Annotated in this window: 18 protein-coding genes and 1 pseudogene; 9 read left to right on the top strand and 10 right to left on the bottom strand. The window is 70.2% G+C overall.

Annotated features, from left to right (window positions below; all coding sequences use genetic code 11):
- Positions 1–172: 172 nt before the first annotated feature.
- Positions 173–3,934 carry a Tat pathway signal protein gene (locus tag AB0903_RS09595; protein WP_366700735.1) on the top strand — a complete coding sequence of 1,254 codons (3,762 nt, stop codon included), beginning with the start codon at positions 173–175 and terminating at the stop codon, positions 3,932–3,934.
- Between the two features lie 101 nt (positions 3,935–4,035).
- Here AB0903_RS09595 and AB0903_RS09590 read toward each other — a convergent pair whose 3' ends face one another.
- Both AB0903_RS09590 and AB0903_RS09585 read right to left on the bottom strand, forming a co-directional pair.
- Positions 4,036–6,450 carry an HAD-IC family P-type ATPase gene (locus tag AB0903_RS09590; protein ID WP_366700733.1) on the bottom strand — a complete coding sequence of 805 codons (2,415 nt, stop codon included), beginning with the start codon at positions 6,448–6,450 and terminating at the stop codon, positions 4,036–4,038.
- A gap of 236 nt (positions 6,451–6,686) precedes the next feature.
- The gene (locus AB0903_RS09585) at positions 6,687–6,980 is read right to left on the bottom strand and encodes a DUF2530 domain-containing protein (protein WP_366700731.1); all 294 of its coding nucleotides are present in this window, start codon (positions 6,978–6,980) and stop codon (positions 6,687–6,689) included.
- Between the two features lie 191 nt (positions 6,981–7,171).
- Between AB0903_RS09585 and AB0903_RS09580 the strand changes: the two genes are divergently transcribed.
- On the top strand, positions 7,172–8,626 hold the full coding sequence (locus AB0903_RS09580; RefSeq protein WP_366700729.1) for an NCS2 family permease: 1,455 nt from the start codon (positions 7,172–7,174) through the stop codon (positions 8,624–8,626).
- Between the two features lie 146 nt (positions 8,627–8,772).
- Here the strand turns inward: AB0903_RS09580 and AB0903_RS09575 are convergent, their stop codons facing one another.
- The gene (locus AB0903_RS09575) at positions 8,773–8,955 is read right to left on the bottom strand and encodes a ribbon-helix-helix protein, CopG family (RefSeq protein WP_366700727.1); all 183 of its coding nucleotides are present in this window, start codon (positions 8,953–8,955) and stop codon (positions 8,773–8,775) included.
- Positions 8,956–9,086: 131 nt separating this feature from the next.
- Between AB0903_RS09575 and AB0903_RS09570 the strand changes: the two genes are divergently transcribed.
- Entirely contained in the window at positions 9,087–9,536 is a 450-nt protein-coding gene (locus AB0903_RS09570) for a MarR family transcriptional regulator (protein ID WP_366700725.1), read from the top strand.
- 27 nt (positions 9,537–9,563) lie between these two features.
- A complete protein-coding gene (locus AB0903_RS09565; RefSeq protein WP_366700723.1) occupies positions 9,564–10,913 on the top strand; it encodes an MFS transporter in 1,350 nt (449 codons plus the stop codon).
- Positions 10,914–11,129: 216 nt separating this feature from the next.
- Here AB0903_RS09565 and AB0903_RS09560 read toward each other — a convergent pair whose 3' ends face one another.
- On the bottom strand, positions 11,130–12,002 hold the full coding sequence (locus AB0903_RS09560) for a DUF1963 domain-containing protein (RefSeq protein ID WP_366700721.1): 873 nt from the start codon (positions 12,000–12,002) through the stop codon (positions 11,130–11,132).
- 203 nt (positions 12,003–12,205) lie between these two features.
- Between AB0903_RS09560 and thpR the strand changes: the two genes are divergently transcribed.
- Positions 12,206–12,778 (top strand): RNA 2',3'-cyclic phosphodiesterase, encoded by a 573-nt coding sequence (gene thpR, locus AB0903_RS09555; protein WP_366700719.1) that lies wholly within the window; start codon positions 12,206–12,208, stop codon positions 12,776–12,778.
- 147 nt (positions 12,779–12,925) lie between these two features.
- Here the strand turns inward: thpR and AB0903_RS09550 are convergent, their stop codons facing one another.
- Positions 12,926–13,915, bottom strand: coding sequence for an aldo/keto reductase (locus AB0903_RS09550; RefSeq protein ID WP_366700717.1), 990 nt, complete (start codon positions 13,913–13,915; stop codon positions 12,926–12,928).
- A 177-nt stretch (positions 13,916–14,092) separates the two neighbouring features.
- On the opposite strand from AB0903_RS09550, the pseudogene AB0903_RS09545 reads away from it, so the two are divergent.
- A pseudogene (locus AB0903_RS09545) lies at positions 14,093–14,245 on the top strand (alpha/beta hydrolase); the annotation flags it as partial.
- A gap of 130 nt (positions 14,246–14,375) precedes the next feature.
- Here the strand turns inward: AB0903_RS09545 and AB0903_RS09540 are convergent.
- Complete coding sequence (locus AB0903_RS09540; RefSeq protein WP_366700715.1) at positions 14,376–14,810, bottom strand: CBS domain-containing protein; 435 nt, start codon at positions 14,808–14,810, stop codon at positions 14,376–14,378.
- Positions 14,811–15,026: 216 nt separating this feature from the next.
- Between AB0903_RS09540 and AB0903_RS09535 the strand changes: the two genes are divergently transcribed.
- From AB0903_RS09535 to AB0903_RS09525, 3 genes are all read left to right on the top strand, one after another.
- Positions 15,027–15,443, top strand: coding sequence for a thioesterase family protein (locus AB0903_RS09535; protein WP_366700713.1), 417 nt, complete (start codon positions 15,027–15,029; stop codon positions 15,441–15,443).
- A gap of 94 nt (positions 15,444–15,537) precedes the next feature.
- The gene (locus tag AB0903_RS09530) at positions 15,538–16,437 is read left to right on the top strand and encodes an alpha/beta hydrolase (RefSeq protein ID WP_366700711.1); all 900 of its coding nucleotides are present in this window, start codon (positions 15,538–15,540) and stop codon (positions 16,435–16,437) included.
- 68 nt (positions 16,438–16,505) lie between these two features.
- Positions 16,506–16,688, top strand: coding sequence for a hypothetical protein (locus AB0903_RS09525; RefSeq protein WP_366700709.1), 183 nt, complete (start codon positions 16,506–16,508; stop codon positions 16,686–16,688).
- A 144-nt stretch (positions 16,689–16,832) separates the two neighbouring features.
- Here the strand turns inward: AB0903_RS09525 and AB0903_RS09520 are convergent, their stop codons facing one another.
- From AB0903_RS09520 to AB0903_RS09505, 4 genes are all read right to left on the bottom strand, one after another.
- Positions 16,833–17,003 (bottom strand): hypothetical protein, encoded by a 171-nt coding sequence (locus tag AB0903_RS09520; protein ID WP_366700707.1) that lies wholly within the window; start codon positions 17,001–17,003, stop codon positions 16,833–16,835.
- A 35-nt stretch (positions 17,004–17,038) separates the two neighbouring features.
- The gene (locus tag AB0903_RS09515; protein ID WP_366700705.1) at positions 17,039–17,395 is read right to left on the bottom strand and encodes a PRC-barrel domain-containing protein; all 357 of its coding nucleotides are present in this window, start codon (positions 17,393–17,395) and stop codon (positions 17,039–17,041) included.
- 132 nt (positions 17,396–17,527) lie between these two features.
- Complete coding sequence (locus AB0903_RS09510; protein WP_366700893.1) at positions 17,528–18,085, bottom strand: VanZ family protein; 558 nt, start codon at positions 18,083–18,085, stop codon at positions 17,528–17,530.
- Positions 18,086–18,490: 405 nt separating this feature from the next.
- Positions 18,491–19,474, bottom strand: coding sequence for a YihY/virulence factor BrkB family protein (locus AB0903_RS09505; protein WP_366700703.1), 984 nt, complete (start codon positions 19,472–19,474; stop codon positions 18,491–18,493).
- Positions 19,475–19,963 lie beyond the last annotated feature (489 nt).

Genomic DNA, 19,963 nt, shown 5'->3' with positions numbered 1-19,963 from the left:
GGTACCGGGACATCCGCATAACCGGCGGCCCCCGAGAACCCTCTTTGAGCTGTCGGTCTCCCGTGCGAAGATCTCCTGCACTCGACACAGCCCTGGGGGGACCGCCATGTCCGGACCTGCACGAACTCCGCGTATTCCACGTACGCATCGAAGACCCGCACCGACGGCGCTCGTGACGCTGGTGCTCGCGACGCTCGTGTCGCTGCTGCTGCCCGTCACCTCGGCTCAGGCCGCCCCGGCCGCGGAACCGGAGCCGGCGGCCTGTGCGGCCCTTGCCCTCGCGCCGTTCGGCGACCCGGGCGACGCCGTGGCGAGCGGGACGCTCGCCGCCGGCACCCAACAGTGCTTCACGGTGCGGGCCGAGGCCGGCGAGCACCTGTTCATGCTCCGCGACACCAGAAACCTGATCACCGGCAAGATCGAAGGCCCGGACGGCCCGCTCGACTGCTTCGCGAGCGTCTCCGACGTCGGCTTCTGCGACGTCCCCGCCGCGGGCACCTACACCGTCCGCGTCCGCAACGACCAGGTGGACACCAGCGACTTCCGCCTGTTCGTCGTGCCGCTCGCCGAGGCGGAGCCCTGCGAACCGGCCATGGGCACCGCCTGGGACCAGCCGGTGCCGGTCCGCACCACCGCCAACCACTTCCAGGTCAACTGCCAGCGGATCGCAGCCCAGCCCGGAGAGCGGCTCGTCACTTACGCCGACTCGGTCGCCTATGGCGACGCGACCGCGTGGATCACCGACGAGACGGGCAGGAACGCCTGCGAGAGGGAGCTGGGCAAGCCGGGGTGTGTGCTGACCGGTGACGGCCCCTACCGTGTGCTGTCGTACGCCTCGTCAGGCGAAGAGAATCCGGTCACCTACCAGCTCCAGGTCGCCCGCCTGAGCGATCCTCAGGGCTGCCCGGCCGTCGAGGTCGGACGCTACGGCGCCGAGCCCGCTCTTCCGTCCGCCACGGTCCGCTGCCGCATCCTGAAGGTGCCGGCCGCCGGGCGTTACCTTGTGACGCCGGTCGACGAACGGAACAGCATCTGGTGGACGTTCGTCTACGACGGCGAGTCCACCGAGGTCTGCCGTGGCGGCTGGTGCACGTTCCCCGCAGCTGGTTCCTACACCCTGGTGGTGGGCGACCCGCATCGGGCGTTCGACGGGAGCTACGCGACCGCGTTCCTCGACCGGACCGGTACGCAGGGTTGCGTACCGGTCGAGGAAGGGCTGCACGAGGGCCTGCTCGGCGCCGCCGGCCAGTACGACTGCCTCGAACTGCCCATGCCCCAGGGTGCCCGGATCTCCGGACAGGCCCGCATCGGCACCGGACCGGCCATCGACACCGAGGTGCTCGACGCCGCCGGAGCGCTGCAGTGCGACGAGACCGCGCTCCGCGAAAGCAACTGTCAGCTGTCCGGCGTCGCGCCGTACCGGGCGATCGTCCACGCCGACGCGGGCGAGGAGCCGGGGCCGTACGCGATCAACTTCCTGCGCACCGACACCCCGCTGCCGCCCGGCACCTGCGCCAGGATGCCGCGCAGCACCTTCAGCGACCTGAGCAACGCGACCAAGCTCACCACCGGCGACGGGGTCTTCACCCACTGCCTGGAGATCCCGGCCACCGACCATTCGGCCTCGGAGCTGTTCGAGCTGCGGACCGTGTCGGGGACCGCGTCCGCCGACTTCGCCGTCACCGACGAGTCCGGAGAGCTGAAGTGCGAGCGCACCGCGGTGAAGAACGGGTGGTCGGTCTGCCCGCTCACGCCGGGTAAGGCCCACAGGGTCGTCTTCACCGGCCAGGACACCGCCGCCTCGTACACCCTGAGCCGCCGCGACGTCACCTCGACGGCCTGGGGATGCACGGGGAGCGCGGCGACCGCGGTCGGCGGACCGTCGCAGCCGGGCTCCTACGGTAGGTTCGCCGGGCAGCTGCGCTGCCACAAGGTCACCACCACGGCGGCCACGGACCGCGTCCGCATCGATGTCCGCGACTCGCGGGGCACGCTCAACATCATGGTCCTGGGCGCCGACGGGAAGGTCGCGGACTGCTCCTTCCGCAACCGGTCCTGTGTGGTCACCGGGTCCACCACCTACCAGGTGGTGATGCAGGTGCCGCTCGGTCTCGAGGTGCCCGACACCTACCACCGCCTGGACATCTGGCGGATCGCCACCGCCGACGGCCCGGCCGCCGAATGCCCGCGTGCCACCTCCGCCGCCTACGGTCACGCTCCGCTGACCGGGACGCTCACCGAGGAGCGCACGGCGGTCTGCGCCGTCCTGCCCACCGTCGGCAACGACATGCTGAAGGTGACGGTCTCGAACCCCTCCGGGGGGACGGACCGGGCCGCCGTCTCGGTGTACGACGGCAGCTGGACCAGCGGTTGCACGCAGTCCGGTGACGAGTACACGTGCAGTGTGCGGTCCACCGGGACGGGCGAGGCGGCCCCGGCCGTCCTGCTCGTGTCGCTGCCGGAGAAGGCGTCGCAGGTGTCGTACCGGGTGGAGACCGCGTGCTACTCGGGCGTGTGCGGCGGTGAGCGGTTCGACGTCGACGAGGTGACTCCGGGCTCCGCGCCCGCCGGGACCACGGCAGAGCTCACGGTCAAGGGCGAGGCCCTGCACCAGAGCGACCGGGTCGACCTCCTCGTCAACGGCACCCGCCGCGCGGCACGGGTCACCGGCGTCTCCGCGGACTGGCGGACGCTGAAGGCGTCACTCGACCTGACGGGTGTCCCCGCGGGCACCTGGACGGTGAGCGTCATCTCGCATCGCGGGTACGAACAGCACCCGGCGAGCCTGACGGTGACACCGCCGCCGCCGAAGCTCACCGGTACGTTCCAGCCGGTGCAGCCGACGCGGTTGATGGACACGCGTACCGGTCTGGGTGTGCCGAAGGCGAAGGTGGGTGCAGGGAAGACGGTGGCGCTCCAGGTGGCGGGCAAGGGCGGTGTCCCGGCGACGGGTGTCACGGCGGTCGTGATGAACGTGACCGCCACGAGCCCGACGGCCCGGACGTACATCGCCGTGTACCCGAACGGGACGAAGCGCACCAGCGCGTCGAACCTGAACGTGGTCGCCGGGCAGACCAGGCCCAACCTGGTCGTGGTGCCGGTGGTCAACGGGAAGGTCGACTTCTACAACTACGCCGGGTCGGTGGACCTGGTCGCCGACGTGTCGGGCTACTTCACGGACGGGGACAGCGGGTCCGCCTACCAGCCGGTGCAGCCGACGCGGTTGATGGACACGCGTATCGGTCTGGGTGTGCCGAAGGCGAAGGTGGGTGCAGGGAAGACGGTGGCGCTCCAGGTGGCGGGCAAGGGCGGTGTCCCGGCGACGGGTGTCACGGCGGTCGTGATGAACGTGACCGCGACCAACCCGACGGCCCGGACGTACATCGCCGTGTACCCGAACGGGACGAAGCGCACCAGCGCTTCCAACGTGAACGTGGTCGCCAAGGAGACCGCACCCAACCTGGTCGTGGTGCCGGTGGTCAACGGGAAGGTCGACTTCTACAACTACGCCGGGTCGGTGGACCTGGTCGCCGACGTGTCGGGCTACTTCACGGACGCGGATACCGGCTCGACGTACCGGCCCCTCACCCCGACCCGCTTCATGGACACGCGTACCGGTCTGGGCGCGGCGAAGGCGAAGGTCGGTGCCGGAAAGACGGTGACACTCCAGGTGACGGGCAGGAACGGTGTCCCGGCGACCGGGGTCACGGCCGTCGTCATGAACGTCACGGGGACCAGCCCGACGGCCCGGACGTACATCGCCGTCTACCCGAACGGGACGAAGCGCAGCAGCGCGTCGAACCTGAACCTGGTGGCCGGCCAGACGGCGCCGAACCTGGTGATCGTGCCCGTCGTCAACGGCAAGGTGAGCTTCTACAACCACGCCGGGTCGGTGAACCTGATCGCCGACGTCGCCGGCTACTTCACGAAGTAGCGGCCACCCCGTGAGGCCCCGCCGCCCGTCGATCACTGGAACTCGAAGGTGATCCCGACGTGCGGCGGGGCCTTCGCATGTGCTTCGTCGGGCGGGGACGGCTACGCCGGGAAGCGCCGCCCCACCACCCGCCACGACAGCTCCAGCAGAACCGCGCCCGTCGCCGCGATGGCGACGGCGGTCCACGGCATCGTCGTGCCCACCAGCTTCAGCGCGAAGAAGTCCTGGAGCCACGGCACCGTCAGCACCACCAGGAAGCCCAGGCCCATCGCCGCCACGAGCCCGATCCGCCACCACGTGTACGGGCGGGCGATGATCGCGAGGACCCAGATCGCGACCAGGAAGAGAGTCAGCGTCGCCACGCTCGTCTCCGCGGCCAGCGAGCCGGGGCCGCTGTAGTACGAGCGGGCCAGCAGATACGCGCAGAACGTCGCCGTCGCCGCGATCGCGCCCGCGGGGATCGCGTACCGCATCACCCGCCGCACGAAGTGGGGCTTGGCGCGCTCCTTGTTCGGGGCGAGCGCCAGGAAGAAGGCCGGGACGCCGATGGTGAGGGTGGACAGCAGGGTCAGATGGCGGGGGAGGAAGGGGTACTCGATCTGGCTGCAGACCACCAGGATCGCCAGCAGCACCGAGTAGACCGTCTTCGTCAGGAACAGGGTCGCGACGCGGGTGATGTTGCCGATGACCCGGCGGCCCTCCGCGACCACCGACGGCAGCGTCGCGAAGCTGTTGTTGAGCAGGACGATCTGCGCCACGGCCTTGGTCGCCTCGGAGCCCGACCCCATGGCCACCCCGATGTCCGCGTCCTTGAGCGCCAGGACGTCGTTGACGCCGTCGCCGGTCATCGCCACCGTGTGGCCGCGGGACTGGAGCGCGCCGACCATGTCCCGCTTCTGCTGCGGACTGACGCGGCCGAAGACCGCGGCGCCGTCCAGCTCCGCGCCCATCGCCTCGCGCTCGGCCGGCAGCTTGCGCGCGTCGAGCGTCGAATCGGCGCCCGGCAGGCCGAGCTTGGCCGCGACCGCGCCGACGGCGACCGCGTTGTCGCCCGAGATGACCTTCGCCGCTACGTCCTGGTCGGCGAAGTAGCGCAAGGTGTCGGCGGCGTCGGGGCGCAGCCGCTGTTCCAGGACGACGAGGGCGGCCGCCGTCTTCTCGGCGGGCGCGTCCAGGGAGCCCTCCGCTCGTGCGAGCAGCAGCACCCGCAACCCCTGCCGGTTGAGGTCGTCGACCTCCGCCAGGGAGGGGTGCCTCGCGGACAGCAGCACATCGGGTGCGCCGAGCAGCCACGTCGAAACGGCCCCGTCACCGCCGGCGTCGCCTTCCGAGAGAGTCGCGCCGCTGTACTTGCGGGCGGAGGAGAAGGGCAGGGCGGCGGTGCAGCGGTGACCCCCGCCGTCCGGGTAGGCCGTGATGACGGCCTGGAGCGAGGCGTTCGGTCGCGGGTCGGACGCGCCGAGCGCGCCCAGGACCGTGCGTACGTGCTGCTCGTCCGCCCCGTTCAGCAGACGCAGCTCGGTGACGTCCATGCCGCCCTCGGTGAGGGTGCCGGTCTTGTCGAGGCAGACGACGTCCACCCGGGCGAGCCCCTCGATGGCGGGCAGCTCCTGCACCAGGCACTGTTTGCGGCCGAGGCGGATCACACCGATCGCGAAGGCGACCGAGGTGAGCAGGACCAGCCCCTCGGGGATCATCGGCACGATCCCGCCGACGGTCCGCGCGACCGAGTCCTTGAAGTTGTTGTCCTTGGCGACCAGCTGGCTGATGATCAGGCCGATGGCGGTCGGGACCATCATCCATGTCACGTACTTGAGGATCGTGGAGATCCCGGAGCGCAGCTCGGAGTGGACGAGCGTGAAACGGGACGCCTCCTCCGCGAGCTGCGCCGCGTACGCCTCGCGTCCGACCTTCGTGGCGGTGAAGGCGCCGCCGCCCGCGACCACGAAGCTGCCGGACATCACCGGGTCGCCCGGCCGCTTGAGGACGGGGTCGGCCTCGCCGGTCAGCAGTGACTCGTCGACCTCGAGGCTGTCGGCCTCCACGGTCTCGCCGTCGACGGCGACCTTGTCGCCGGGGCCGAGTTCGACGAGGTCGCCGAGGACGATCTCGGAGGTGCCGACCGAGGTGGTGACGCCGTCCCGTCGCACTCTCGGCTTCGCCTCGCCGATGACCGCGAGGGAGTCGAGCGTCTTCTTGGCGCGCAGCTCCTGGATGATCCCGATGCCGGTGTTGGCGACGATCACGAAGCCGAACAGGCTGTCCTGGATCGGTGCGACGAAGAACATGATCACCCACAGCACGCCGATGATGGCGTTGAAGCGGGTGAGGACGTTGGCGCGGACGATGTCGACGGCGGAGCGGGAGCTGCGTACGGGTACGTCGTTGACCTCACCGCGCGCCACCCGTTCCGCGACCTCGCCGGACGTCAGGCCCGGAGACCGCCGGTCGGCGCCGTTGCCCACGAGGGGGCCCCGCTCCGGCCCGTCGGCTGCTATGTCCGCCCGCTGAGTCATGGTTCGACGTTACGGCGGCGCATGCCGGACCACCGCCCGAAGCGGCGGAAGATCAGACCGGGGGAGGACGCGAATGGTCCCTGGGCACTACGGCGGCGGGAGCGGACGGCGGGGAGAGGAAGGGGACGAGGCGCGGGCGGCAGGGCCCCGAGGCGCGGGCGGCAGGGCCCCGAGGCGCGGGCGGCAGGGATTTGACGCGTGTGTGGCGGCTCAGGCGGCGTGCGCCCGGCTGCGGCTCAGGCGGGTGCGCCCGGCTCCTGGGCCTCGGCGCCGCCGGACGCTTCCGTGCTCCGGGCGCGCTTGATCGCCGCGTCGCGGCCGCGTACGTACCAGATGCCGATGAGCCCGAGACCCGCGCCGGCCAGGCAGGTCCACACCCACCACGTCAGGTCGCGGTCGGCGAACCAGCCGTAGAAGGGGACCTGGACGAGGAACAGTACGAACCAGAGGATCGTGCCGCCGATGACGGTGCCGACGATCGGCCCCTCAAGGGGTTCGGGTGCCTCGTGCCGGGGGGTCCACTTCGCCATGCGCACAGTGTAGGTCCAGGTTTGGGCGGGGTTTCAGGACCGGCGTGGACGGGCCGCCCCTTGAGTCTACGCGCGGAGATACCGATCTTCCATTTATATGTTCATACTGAACGAGTTTGCGTCCGACCGGTTTCGCTCGTACGAACCTCCAGGGAACCGGCCAATCCACACCCCCTCACGAGGTCAACCGCATGTCCCCCACGGCCACCGCCAAGGTCGACGCCCCCGGCCTGCCGCCCACGCCCCCGCAGGCCACCGGCGGCCTTGACCGCTTCTTCAAGATCTCGGAGCGCGGCTCCACGGCCGCCCGCGAGGTCAGGGGCGGATTCGCCACCTTCTTCGCGATGGCGTACATCCTCGTGCTGAACCCGATCATCCTCGGTAGCGCCAAGGACATGTACGGACACCAGCTCGACGGGGGCCAGCTGGTCACCGCCACCGTGGTGACGGCCGCGTTCTCGACGCTGCTGATGGGTGTCATCGGCAACGTCCCCATCGCGCTCGCGGCCGGCCTCGGCGTGAACACGGTCGTCGCGCTCCAGCTCGCGCCCCAGATGGCCTGGGCGGACGCCATGGGCATGGTGGTCCTCGCCGGCTTCGTGGTGGTGCTGCTGGTGGCCACCGGACTGCGCGAGCGTGTGATGAACGCCGTGCCGCTCGGCCTGCGCAAGGCCATCGCGATCGGTATCGGCCTGTTCATCATGCTCATCGGCCTGGTGGACTCCGGCTTCGTCACCCGTATCCCCGACGCAGCCCACACCACCGTCCCGCTCCAGCTGGGCACCGGCGGCCATCTGCTCGGCTGGCCGGTCCTGGTCTTCGCCCTCGGGACGCTGCTCACCCTCGCGCTGATCATCCGCAAGGTGCCGGGCGCGATCCTCATCTCGATCGTCGTGATGACGGTCGGCGCGATGGTCGTCCACGCCGTCGCCGACGTCGAGTCCTGGGGCCTGACCACGCCCGAGTGGCCCGGCAACCCGGTCTCCTCGCCCGACTTCGGGCTGCTCTTCGAGGTCAGCCTCTTCGGCGGCTTCGAGAAGGTCGGCCTGCTGACCGGTGTGCTGTTCGTCTTCACCGTGCTGCTGTCCTGCTTCTTCGACGCGATGGGAACGATCCTCGCCGTCGGTGACGAGGCGAAGCTCATGGACAAGGAAGGCAACTACCCGGGCATCAACAAGGTGCTCGTCGTGGACGGCATCGCCGTCGCCGCGGGCGGCGCCGCCTCGTGCTCCGCCAACACCTGCTTCGTGGAGTCCACTGCCGGTGTCGGCGAGGGCGCCCGTACGGGTCTGTCGTCGGTGGTCACGGGTGTGCTGTTCTCGCTGGCGCTGTTCCTCACACCGCTCGCCACGATGGTCCCCTCGCAGGCGGCGACTCCCGCCCTGGTGGCGGTCGGGTTCCTGATCCTGGCCGGTTCGATCAAGGACATCGACTGGAGCGACTACACGATCGCCGCGCCCGCGTTCCTGGCGCTGGTGATGATGCCGTTCACCTACTCGATCACGCACGGCATCGGCATCGGCTTCATCACCTTCAGCGTGCTGCGGCTCGCGGCGGGGCGCGGACGCGAGGTGCCCGCCGCCATGTACGCCGTCTCGGCGGTGTTCGTCTTCTCCTACGCGATGCCGGCGCTGGGGCTCACGTAGGCCCGTAGGCCCCGTAGGCGGCGGTGTCGGTCTCGGGCGCTCCCGCGGTCCGGTGCGCGACGCCGGTGCTCGGGCGCTCCCGCGGTCCGGTGCGCGACGCCGACAGGGGCTCGCCCGGTCCCGCGTCTTGCACGTCCCCGGCGTCGTCAGGGGACGCCGTAGAACTTCTCCGTCTCGTCGACGGCCGCCTTGAAGCGCTCGTCGAAGTCGTCGCGAATGAGCGTCCGGACCACATAGTCCTGGACGCTCATCTGCCGTTTCGCCGCGTGCTGCCGGATGCGGTCGAGCAACTCACCGTCCATCCGCAGGCTGAGCACTGTCGATCCCATGCGCCTCAGGGTCGTCGTACGACGGCCGCCCCGGCGTCACTTTCGGGATGCGTCTCACCCATATGGATGACGTGTGCGGCGTCCCCGTAACCCGCTTTCTTTAGGCTGGGTAATGAGTTACGCTAATAAACATGCCTGACCTGTCCCACGGTCCTGACGCCGCAGATGTCGCCGCCGTGAACTCCCTGCGCTCGGCCGTCATGCGGCTGGGCCGCCGTCTGAAGCACCAGCGCGTCGACGAGACGCTGAGCCCCACCGAGATGTCGGTGCTCGGCACCCTCGCCCGCTGCGGCTCCGCCACCCCCGGCGAGCTGGCCCGCAAGGAGCATGTGCAGCCGCCGTCGATGACCCGGATCGTCGCGTTGCTCGAGGCCAAGGGACTGGTCCGGCTCGAGCCGCACCCGGACGACCGCCGGCAGAAGGTGGTCACCCAGACCGAACGGGCCGAGGCCATGCTCGAGGACTCCCGCCGCAAGCGGAACGCCTGGCTGGCCACGCTCGCCGAGGGTCTGGACGATGAGGAGTGGGCGAAGCTGCGCGCGGCCGCCCCCGTCCTGGAGAAGCTCGCACATCTGCAATGACCGCCGACGCCGAGGAGGCGAACTCTTTTGAGTACGGGATCCGGAGCAGACTCCGCCCCCGCACCGACCGACCCCGACACCCTGTCCGCCCGACCTGCCCGTAAGCAGAGCATGTTCAGCTCGCTGAGGATCCGGAACTACCGGCTCTTCGCAACAGGACAGGTCGTCTCCAACACCGGCACCTGGATGCAGCGCATCGCCCAGGACTGGCTGGTGCTCAGCCTGACCGGATCAGCGTCCGCCGTCGGCATCACCATCGCGCTGCAGTTCCTCCCCATGCTCTTCTTCGGCCTGTACGGCGGGGTGCTCGCGGACCGGCTGCCCAAGCGGCAGCTGCTGCTCGCCACCCAGTCCGCGATGGGCCTCACCGGCCTGGCGCTCGCCGTGCTCACGCTCAGCGGACACGTCCAGGTCTGGCACGTCTACCTGACGGCCTTCCTGCTCGGGCTCGTCACCGTCGTCGACAACCCGGCGCGGCAGTCGTTCGTCGCCGAGATGGTCGGCCCCGAGCAGCTGCGCAACGCCGTCTCGCTGAACTCCGCGAACTTCCAGTCCGCGCGGCTCGTCGGACCGGCGGTCGCCGGTGTCCTGATCACCGCGGTCGGCAGCGGATACGCGTTCCTGCTCAACGGACTGTCGTTCCTCGCGCCCATCGCGGGGCTGCTGATGATGCGCGCCGGTGAACTGCACAAGGTCGAGCGCGCCCCGCGGGGCAAGGGCCAGCTGCGGGAGGGCCTGAAGTACGTCGCGGGCCGGCCAGAACTGATCTGGCCGATCGTCCTCGTCGGCTTCATCGGCACCTTCGGCTTCAACTTCCCGATCTGGCTCTCCGCGTTCGTCGACGACGTCTTCCACGGCGACGCGGGCACGTACGGCCTGCTCAATACGCTGATGGCCGCCGGATCCCTGGCCGGTGCCCTGCTCGCCGCCCGGCGCGGCACGTCGCGGCTGCGACTGCTCGTCGGCGCGGCGGTGCTCTTCGGAGTGCTGGAGATCGTGACGGCCTTCGCGCCCACCTTCTGGATCTTCGCGGTGATGATGGTCCCGATCGGCATGTTCGGCCTGACGGTCAACGTCACGGCCAACTCCAGCATCCAGATGGCGACGGACCCGCTGATGCGGGGCCGGGTCATGAGCCTGTTCATGATGGTCTTCACCGGTGGCACGCCGGTGGGCGCCCCGCTCGTCGGCTGGGTCACGGACACCTATGGCGCACGCATCGGCTTCGCGGCGGGCGGCGCGGTGGCCGCGGTCGCGGCGACCGGCGTCGGCCTGATGCTGGCGCGCGTCGGCGGCCTGCGGTTGTCGGTGGGCTGGAACGGGGGGCACCCGCGGGTGCGGTTCGTGGAACGCGAGCGGTTGGTGACTGCGGCGTAGCAGCGCGGCTCGGGCGGGTGGGGGGCTCCGGGCGGCGCGGGTGGTGCCCGCGGCGGGCTGTTCTCCTGCCCTCCCCCTGCGGCCCGGCGGCCCGGCGGCCACCGGGGGAACCTCCACCTTCCCGAACCGGGCTCCGCCCGGACCCGGACCCTTGCCGCGCTAGGTAGGGCGGCTCGGCCGTGGTGGCGAAGCTGACGCCCGGCCGCTGGAACGGCGTCAGCCTTGCTCGCCGGCCTCGACGCGGTCGAACACGCCCGCGCGCAGGTCGGCGCCAGGGATGGTGAAGTGCAACTCACCCATGTCGCCCCACTGCCAGCCTGCGAAGCCCGCGTCCGTGCGAATGCCGTCCGAGTCGAGTTGCAGCAGCAGCCGCCAGTCCTCGGGCACCACGATGTCCGGAGTCCGCCTGGCGAACTGCTTGCGGGCGTCTGCGGTCGGGGACGAGTGCAACACCCACGGCCAGCCGAACGCCTGGTGTTTCCCGCCCCTGACGGGCCAGCGCAGCCGGTGGTCCTCTTCGGTCAAATCCCTCGTCTCGGTGGAGTACCGGACCCACACGTCGTAGTCGAAGCGGTCCGAGCCGGGCCCTTGAATGAGATCCTGCATCTCCACTTCCTCGCAGTCCGGCAGCGTCACAACGGGGACCGGCCGCACCGGGGTAGGAAGAAAGCGCACAGCCGGCTTCGGGGCGCTGACTTCGACGGCTTCGGTCACGGCAGCCGGGACGACGCGCCACAGCGCGGGATCATCCCAGGAACCACGCCAGTCCGCGGCGTTCAGGGTGCCGTGGAAGAAGTTCAGCAACAAGCCGTCCGCGTCCGGCGGCAGTTCGTCGGTTAGCAGCGGCGTGAACTCGGCGAGGTCGAGCACCGCCAGCAGACTCAGTGGCATCCCGTCGGCCCCGGGCCATGGCGTGCCCGGTTCCAGCAGCGCGCCTCCGCCGAAGCGGGTATGGCCCCGGGTCGGCTCACCCTCGGCGATGAGGTCGAGGCGGTATCCGGGACGGGCCAGATCGGCGACCCGGTTCCCCAGTCCCTCGCCGAGGTGGCGGACGGCCAGTGTGCGGGATGCGACGGTGTCGAGAAGCATACGACCACACGCTACTCTCCCCGACCGGGGCACCGGCGGCCACGGGAACCATCCGGAACGATCATGTGAAGCCGCGTCCGGCTGGCACCCCAGATGCGGTTGCAGTACTAGGCGCGGGGGCCCGGGGGCGGAGCCGGTTCGGCAACGGGCGGGTAGAGGAAACGGCCCCGCGCAGCGGGCGGGCACGCGGCACACTGGGGGCCATGAGACTCTTCGCCGCCGTACTTCCCCCACCCGCGGCCGTCGGCGAACTCGCCACCGAAGTCGCGGCCCTGAAGCGGCTCCCCGACGCCGACAGCCTGCGGTGGACCGGTCACGACGGGTGGCACTTCACACTCGCGTTCATGGGGGAGGTCGGCGACGAGGTCGTTCCCGATCTCGTCGCGCGGCTGGCGCGGGCCGCGCACCGGACGGCGCCGTTTCCGCTGCGGCTGCACCGGGGCGGGCGGTTCGGGCACCGCGCGCTGTGGGTCGGGGCTGCGGGCGGGATCGAGCAGATGCGGCTGCTGGCCGAGCGCGCGGACGCCGCCGCCCGCCGCGCCGGCGTCGGTATGGAGGAGCACCGTCGCTACCAGGCGCACCTCACCGTCGCCCGCACCCGCGATCCCGCCACCGACCTCCGCCCGTACGTCCACGCGCTGGACGCGTTCGAGGGCGCGCCCTGGGAGGTGGGGGAGCTGGCTCTGGTCCGCAGCAACCTGCCCGTCAGCGGGGTCCCGGGCGAGCGGCCGCGGTACGAAGTGGCCGGTTCCTGGCCGCTCGGGGACGCGGGTTAATCTCGTCGGGTGAAAACCAAGACCAGAAATCAGATCATGGCCGGTGCGCTGGTGCTCATGTTCGTGATCGTCGCGGTGGCGGCCGCGCTGGGCCGGTAGGACCCGCGGCGGCCACCGCCACCGCCACCGCGGCCGCCATCGCCTACGTCACCAGGCGAACGCCTCCGGCGAGGGGCCCGGCCCCGGGAAGATCTCGTCCAGGCCCGTGAGCACCTCTTCGGACAGCTCCAGCTCGACCGCCCGCAGTGCGGACGCGAGCTGGTCCGCCGTACGCGGGCCGACGATCGGGCCGGTGACGCCCGGCCGTGTCAGCAGCCACGCCAGCGCCGCTTCGCCCGGCTCGAGACCGTGCTTGTCGAGCAAGTCCTCGTACGCCTGCACCTGCTCGCGGACGGAGCTGTTGGCGAGCGCGTCCGCGGAGCGGCCGGACGCCCGGCGCCTGCCCTCGTTCTCCTTCCGGATCACGCCGCCGAGCAGGCCGCCGTGCAGCGGCGACCACGGGATGACCCCGAGGCCGTAGTCCTGCGCGGCGGGGATGACCTCCATCTCCGCGCGGCGCTCGGCCAGGTTGTAGAGGCACTGCTCGCTGACCAGTCCGTACGAGCCGAGGCGGCGCGCCGTCTCGTTGGCCTTGGCGATGCCCCAGCCGGGGAAGTTGGAGGAACCCGCGTAGAGGATCTTGCCCTGCTGGACGAGGACGTCCATCGCCTGCCAGATCTCCTCGAAGGGAGTGCGGCGGTCGATGTGGTGGAACTGGTACAGATCGATGTAGTCCGTCTGCAGCCGCTTCAGCGAAGCGTCCACCGCACGGCGGATGTTGAGGGCGGAGAGCCGGTCGTGGTTGGGCCAGGGGTCCCCGTCGCCGGCCATGTTGCCGTAGACCTTGGTCGCGAGGACGACCTTGTCCCGGCGGGTCGGGTCACCGGCGAACCAGGAGCCGATGATCTCCTCCGTGCGGCCCTTGTTCTCGCCCCAGCCGTAGACGTTGGCGGTGTCTACGAAGTTCAGACCTGCGTCGAGCGCGGCATCCAGGATGCCGTGACTTGTCGGTTCGTCTGTCTGCGGGCCGAAGTTCATCGTGCCGAGTACGAGTCGGCTGACCTTGAGTCCCGTGCGTCCGAGCTGCGTGTACTTCATGAGGCACAAGCCAACTGCTTCGAGCCCACTCCAAGCAAGAGCCGACCACTCAGCCCCCCATTTAGCCGACCACTCAGCCCCCCATTTATGCGACAACGCGCATGAGTCACGTCCGTGCATGGATGGCCGCGAGCGGCCCCCGTACGGTCGTCCCAGGCGGCCCGACCGGGCCGACAAGTCAAGGGGGTTCTGCTCGACGGCCCCGAGCCGACGGGTGCCGTGGCCGGGCTGCTGACCGGCGAGAACTGGCGGCTGGTCGAGATGGACACCGGCCACTGGCCGATGTTCTCCCGGCCCGGTGACCTCGCGGAAACCCTCCTCGACACAGCCCGGAGCCAGCGGCGCGCAGCCGGGAGGCCGCGCCACCGCGCCGTCGCACAAGGGGGCGGTGGCGCGGTGGCGCGTCGGAAGCCGCTCGGCGCCGACCCGCCTGCCGTGACCGTGACGGAAGGGGCGGGCGCTATGCCTCCGCGTACACGCGGGTCGCGAACTCGGCGATCTGCCGGTCGCTCAGGTTCTTGGCGATGTTCGCCTCCGTGATGATGCCCACCAGGCGGTGGCCACCGGCCACGTCGATCACCGGCAGGCGCTTGATGTGGTTGTTCTCCATGGCTTGCAGGACCTCGGAGGCGTCCGCCTCCGCGTCGATCCAGTGCAGCTCACCGCCCAGGGAACCCGCCTGCACGTCCGCCGGGTTGATGCCCTCGGCACAGCAGGTGATGACGATGTCCCGGTCGGTGACCAGGCCCGTGAGCCTGTTGTTGTCGCCGCAGATGGGCAGGGCACCCACCTCCAGGTCCCGCATCATGACGGCCGCCTCGTGGAGCGACTGATGCGCGCCCACGCACTTGGCACCGCTGGTCATGATGTCCTTGGCTCGCAGCTCTCCGGCCATGAGTCCTCCCCTCGGGGGAATGTGCATGTTTCCGACGCCCCCACGAGTGCCCCGCCGGCGCCGTCCGAAAAGCCGGATCCGGGACTGCATCCGATGACTGCATCCGGTGACTGGTCCCGGCAGCCGCGTCCGGCGGCCATTCCCGGCAGCCGCATCCGGCGGCCGGTCCCCGGGCGGGCGGGAATAGCCTGACGGCACCGTGAGGTTGCCGCGGGCATGACCTTCTTCTCCGATGTGACCGTGCGCGGCTACGAACTCGACACTCAGGGCCACCTGAACCAGGCCGTTTATCTCCAGTACGCCGAGCACGCGCGCTGGGAACTGCTGCGGGCCGCCGGTCTGCCGCAGGAGAAGCTGCTGGCCAGTGGTGTCGGCCCGGTCGCACTCGAGGTGACGGTCAGGTTCCTGCGCGAGCTTCGTGGCGGCGACGAGGTGCGGGTGACCTGCCGGTTCGTCTATGGGGAGGGCAAGACCTTCAAGGTCGAGCAGCAGATCGTCAAGGACGACGGCACGGTCGCCGCGGAGGTCTCCGGCGTGGCGGGGATGCTCGACCTGTCGACCCGCAGACTGATCGCCGACCCGCGTGCGCATCTTGCCGCCCTGGCCGACAACCCGGACCTGCTCACCGGCTGACACCGGGCCGCGAGAACGTCGGCGCCGATCCGGAACCGTTCACCCCGCAGATTCGTTGGCGCAAGCGCCGGGCGTTGGATCTGGAGGGGAATTCGTGGACGACGCGGTTGCGGAGGCCGTCGGGGCATTGGCCCCCGGCGGAGCGTTACGCGGTGAGCTGGACCGCTACGGGCGGACGTTGCGCTGGGTCGAAGCGGGCAAGGGCGGGCCGACCGTCGTGTTGGACGCGGCGAGCGGTACGCCGTGCCTCACGTGGGCCCCGGTGCTGTCACCGATCGCCCGCTGCACCAGGGTGATCGCGTACGACCGGGCGGGGCTCGGCGGGAGCGACCCGGTTCACCGACTCACACTCGACGCGGCCGTCGAGGACCTGACCGCGCTGCTGGCCCGGGTCGGCGACGGGCCGTGCGTGCTCGTGGGCAACGGCTGGGGCGGCCTGCTGGCCCAGCTGGTGGCGTGGGCCGAACCGGACCTGGTGGCGGGCATGGTGCTGCTCGACCCCGCGCACGAGGACTTCCAGCCGTGGCTCGGCCGGGTCACCGAGGGGATGCAGGCCCGTCAGCTCGCGGCCCGCACGGCTCTTCGCCTCACCGGCCGGTCCAGGCACCGGCATGCGGCGCGCGAGGCAGCCCGCACGACCGACGACCCGAGTGTCCGGGAGCTGGTGGCCGAGGCGTGGCTCGCCTCCTCGGGTGCCCGGCAGCAGGTGCGTGCCGCCGCCGCGGAGGCCCGCATGTTCACCGAGGCGGCCCCCGAGATCCGTCGCCGCCGCGCCGCGTCGAGTCTGCCGGACGTCCCCGTGACGGTCCTGAGCGCGAGCCGGGGCATGCCGGAGGGGAAGCGGCGCCGGTGGACGGACCTCCAGAAGTCCGTCGCCGCCTCGGTGCCCGGCGGCGACCACACCGTGGTCCCGGCCGCGGGCCACCACATCCACAGCAGCAGACCGGACGCGGTCACCCAGGCCGTGCTCGGGGTTTTGGGGCGGGCCGGGTAGCCCTGGACTTCCGAGCCGGGAGTCGTCTTCACGCGCAGGGTTTCGTCTCGTGGCACGGAGGGGATCGCATGGGCTGTTCGAAGGGCGCCGCGCGAAGGGCGATGAACACGGCGATCTGCGACGGCATCCACGGCCGGATGAGCCCGGTGGAGCGGGCCGGCCTGCTGCGGCTGCTGGAGGAACGGGACGCGGACGGCGCGACGCACACGAACGGCATCATCCCGCACCCGGCGAGCCGAGCCGGGCAGTGAGCGGGCCCCGGGTGCCGGGCATGGATCCGGGGCCCGCCCGCATGGGTGCCGCGGGGACGCGCACGTGTCGTCCAGCTCAACGCGCCCGCTCCCGCGAGGTCACGCACGCACCCGCCGGCGACCGCAGGCGGCTACCGGCCTGCGTTATCGGATGGGGCGGCGGCCGGAGCGCCGGGACCAGCGCACCGCGATGAAGGCCACAGCGGCCACGAGGACCACGATGCCGATGATCAGCAGGTAGCCCAGCCCCTTTACCACCACGCCGACGATTCCCAGCACGACGGCGACCAGAACAAGAAACAGGAACAGAGCCATGACACGAACACCTCCTTCGGGGTGAGCGCGGGCGGTCAGCGGCGCGCGAGTTGCCTCTCGCCGCCAGCGCCCGGCTGGTAGGTCAGGTCGTAGTGATGGAAGATCGCTTCCTCTGCCTCGGCGGGCAGGATATCGTCCATGCCGACCGCGGGCGCCTTCTTCACCAGCGCCTTGTCGTAGGAGACCCTGACGTAGTCCGGTCCCAGGATCGCCTCGGCGAGGGGCACGAAAGCCAGCCGGTGACGGGTGGGAAGTCCGATACGGACCGTGGCCATGGCAGGTTCGTCGGTGGTGGTGTCCACGTAGACGGCTTCGAGCACGCCGATCTTGCGACCCTTGGGGTCGACGACGTTGTGGTTGCGCCACTCACGGATATCGGCTGCATGGATCATGGTCTGTCCGTCTCACTCTCTTCTGTGGTCTGGTTCGGTCAGGGACCAGCACTGGCGTAGCCGCCCTGCTTGGTGACCCCGTCAACACCGCGCGATACCTCACCCGCCAAAGGGGCGGCGGAAAAGGCTCAGTTATGTCGGATCCGTAGCAGCCACCGGGTGTTTGGTGAATCGGCGCCACCAGCGGCGGCGCCGGGGATGCACTGCACGGCCCAACCGGAGGCCGATCAGCAGGTAACCCAGAAGAGCACCTGTGGTGTTGAGCAGGACGTCATCGATGTCGAAGGTACGCCCGATGATCAGGGCGCCTTGGACGAGTTCCACGAGGAGCATCACGAGAGCGGTGACCACCGCCACCCGGACCAGCCCTCGCGTTCGGGGCACGAGCACCGGCAGCAGCACACCGAACGGCACACCCATCACGATATTGCCGCCGAGCTGCTTGACCGTGTCAAGGGACGCGGGCTGGGCGAGATAGGCACGGATGGAGTCACCAGGGCGCAGATTACTGTGCGTCAACGGCACGGAGGCCGCCGACGGTTCCAGCGTCAGCCGGGCCAGCACCACCGCGAATCCCACCATCGCCGCGAAGGCCAGCAGCATGGCCAGTACCCGGCCGAGCACAGACATGGGAGGTTTTCCGGAGACCCGGTCCCCGGGTTCCGTCACGGTCTTGTCACGCAGGATCATCCGCGCCATCAAAGCTCCTAGCCACATTGGTTTGCTTGGACGTTCCGATAGCCGCGACGTGAAGCGGCAGACGCTACGCGGGGGTCCGTCCCGGTGTCCGAAAATGTCGGCGTGCACGCAGGCAGAGCGGCGTAGCAGCGCGTCGTCAGTCTCCTCAATGACCAGGGCGGGCACCGTCACCGACGGACCAGCTGAGTGTGTCACGCTCTCGGCCTTTCCAACCTCACAAGTGCCGGCGCGGGTCTTCTGTGGCACGCGGCGTGCCGCGACGGCAGCGGTTGTCCGCGGCACTGGCTACGGCTCCTGGCGTACGGGTCGCCGCTCTGCCTGTAGGGGTGCATGGGTGCGGGGGAATGGAGTGGCTGGCCGACCGGGACGAGGGCTGGGTGGCTTATGCCCTGTTGGTCACCGACGGCGGAGTTTGGCCAGTTCGGCGTTGAACTGGGCGCCGGTGAGGAGGGCCAGGTTGGACAGCCACAGCCACACCAGGAAGACGATGATCCCGGCGAGCGATCCGTACAGCCGGTTGTACGTGCCGACGTGCGAGACGTAGAGGGCGAAGCTGGCGGAGGCGACGAGCCACAGGGCCACGGCCAGAGCGTCTCCCACAAGCCCCTGCCGCACCCCACGTGTCCCGGCCGGGCCCGAGCGGAACAGCACCAGCACCAAGATGGCGACCAGGCACAGCAGGAACGGCCATTTCAGCGCGTTCCAGGCGGTGCCGGCCATGCTGCCCATGCCCACGAGCCGGCCGACGGTGTGGGCCGCTTCGCCGGTCAGGATGAGTACCAGGGCACTGGAAACCAGAAGCATCAGCAGTACCAGGGCGGTTATCACCAGCCGTGGTGCCGTCCTCCACGCCGGGCGCAGGTCCTCGATGCCGTACATGACGTGCAGGGCTCGGCGGAATACCCCCAGATAGCTGGAGGCGGACCACAGGGCGCCGATCGTGCCGAAGACGGCCAGCGTCCAGGCAGCTGCGTGCTGCTCCGCCATGCCCTGCAACGTGCTCTGCATGACGGGGCGGGACTCGGTCGGCACGACAGCGATCACGTTACTGATCAGGTTGTCGGTGGTCGAGGCGCCGACGATTCCCAGCAGTGAGACCGTGACAAGAAGCGTCGGGAAGAGCGCGAGCACCGCGTAATAGGTGAGGGCAGCAGCGAAGTCGGTCACGTTGTCGTTCCACACCGAGGCGGGGGTCCGGCGCAGCGCGGTACCGATGTGCTGCCAGCCCGGCAGGTCGCGCGCGTACGTCGGGGGCGGCAAGGGCGGTGTGGTTGCCTGGCGTGTCTGCAAGTGGTGTTCAGGGGGCTCTGTTGTGGAGCGGGGCAGCGGCGCGCGGTCGGCACCGCCCGGCTCGAGCGCAGGCGTTGGCGAACTGCTCATCAGGCGAGCGCCTCCCCATCGTGCCATGTGCCGTCGTCCGGCTCCTGTTGGCAAGGTTCCCCGACGAACCGTTCGTACGTCGCCCGGGCCTGCACGCCCCTCTCACCGACGCGCGATCTGCCGGAGATACCGGCGTACCCGCATCTGTTCGTGCCGCAGAACTTATCCGCTACTCCGCCGGCCGGCCAACTCCCCCACCTTTCAGGGCTTCAAGATCAACAACTGGCGGCTTTGGCGCTCATCTCGATTCCCTGGTACGGACGCCCCACGTCGGGCCGGTGCAGTCCGCGGCCCTCGACTCCGCGCTCTGGCGGCGGGGCCGCGTCACGTGACCGACAGCCCTGCTCCTCCTCGGGGCCAGGGCCTCGTGCTGCCCGTGCGCGATGATCAGCCGCTTGAACCGCGGATACGCGGTCCGTTCGGAAGCAACAGCCCGCAATGGACGAGAGAAGGGGGAGGGCGGTACAGGGCGGGCACGGCGGAACGGCG

The organism is Streptomyces sp. NPDC048389, from assembly GCF_040706335.1.
In the GTDB taxonomy this organism is placed as follows: Bacteria; Actinomycetota; Actinomycetes; order Streptomycetales; family Streptomycetaceae; genus Streptomyces.
This window is presented reverse-complemented; position numbering and strand designations above follow the sequence as displayed.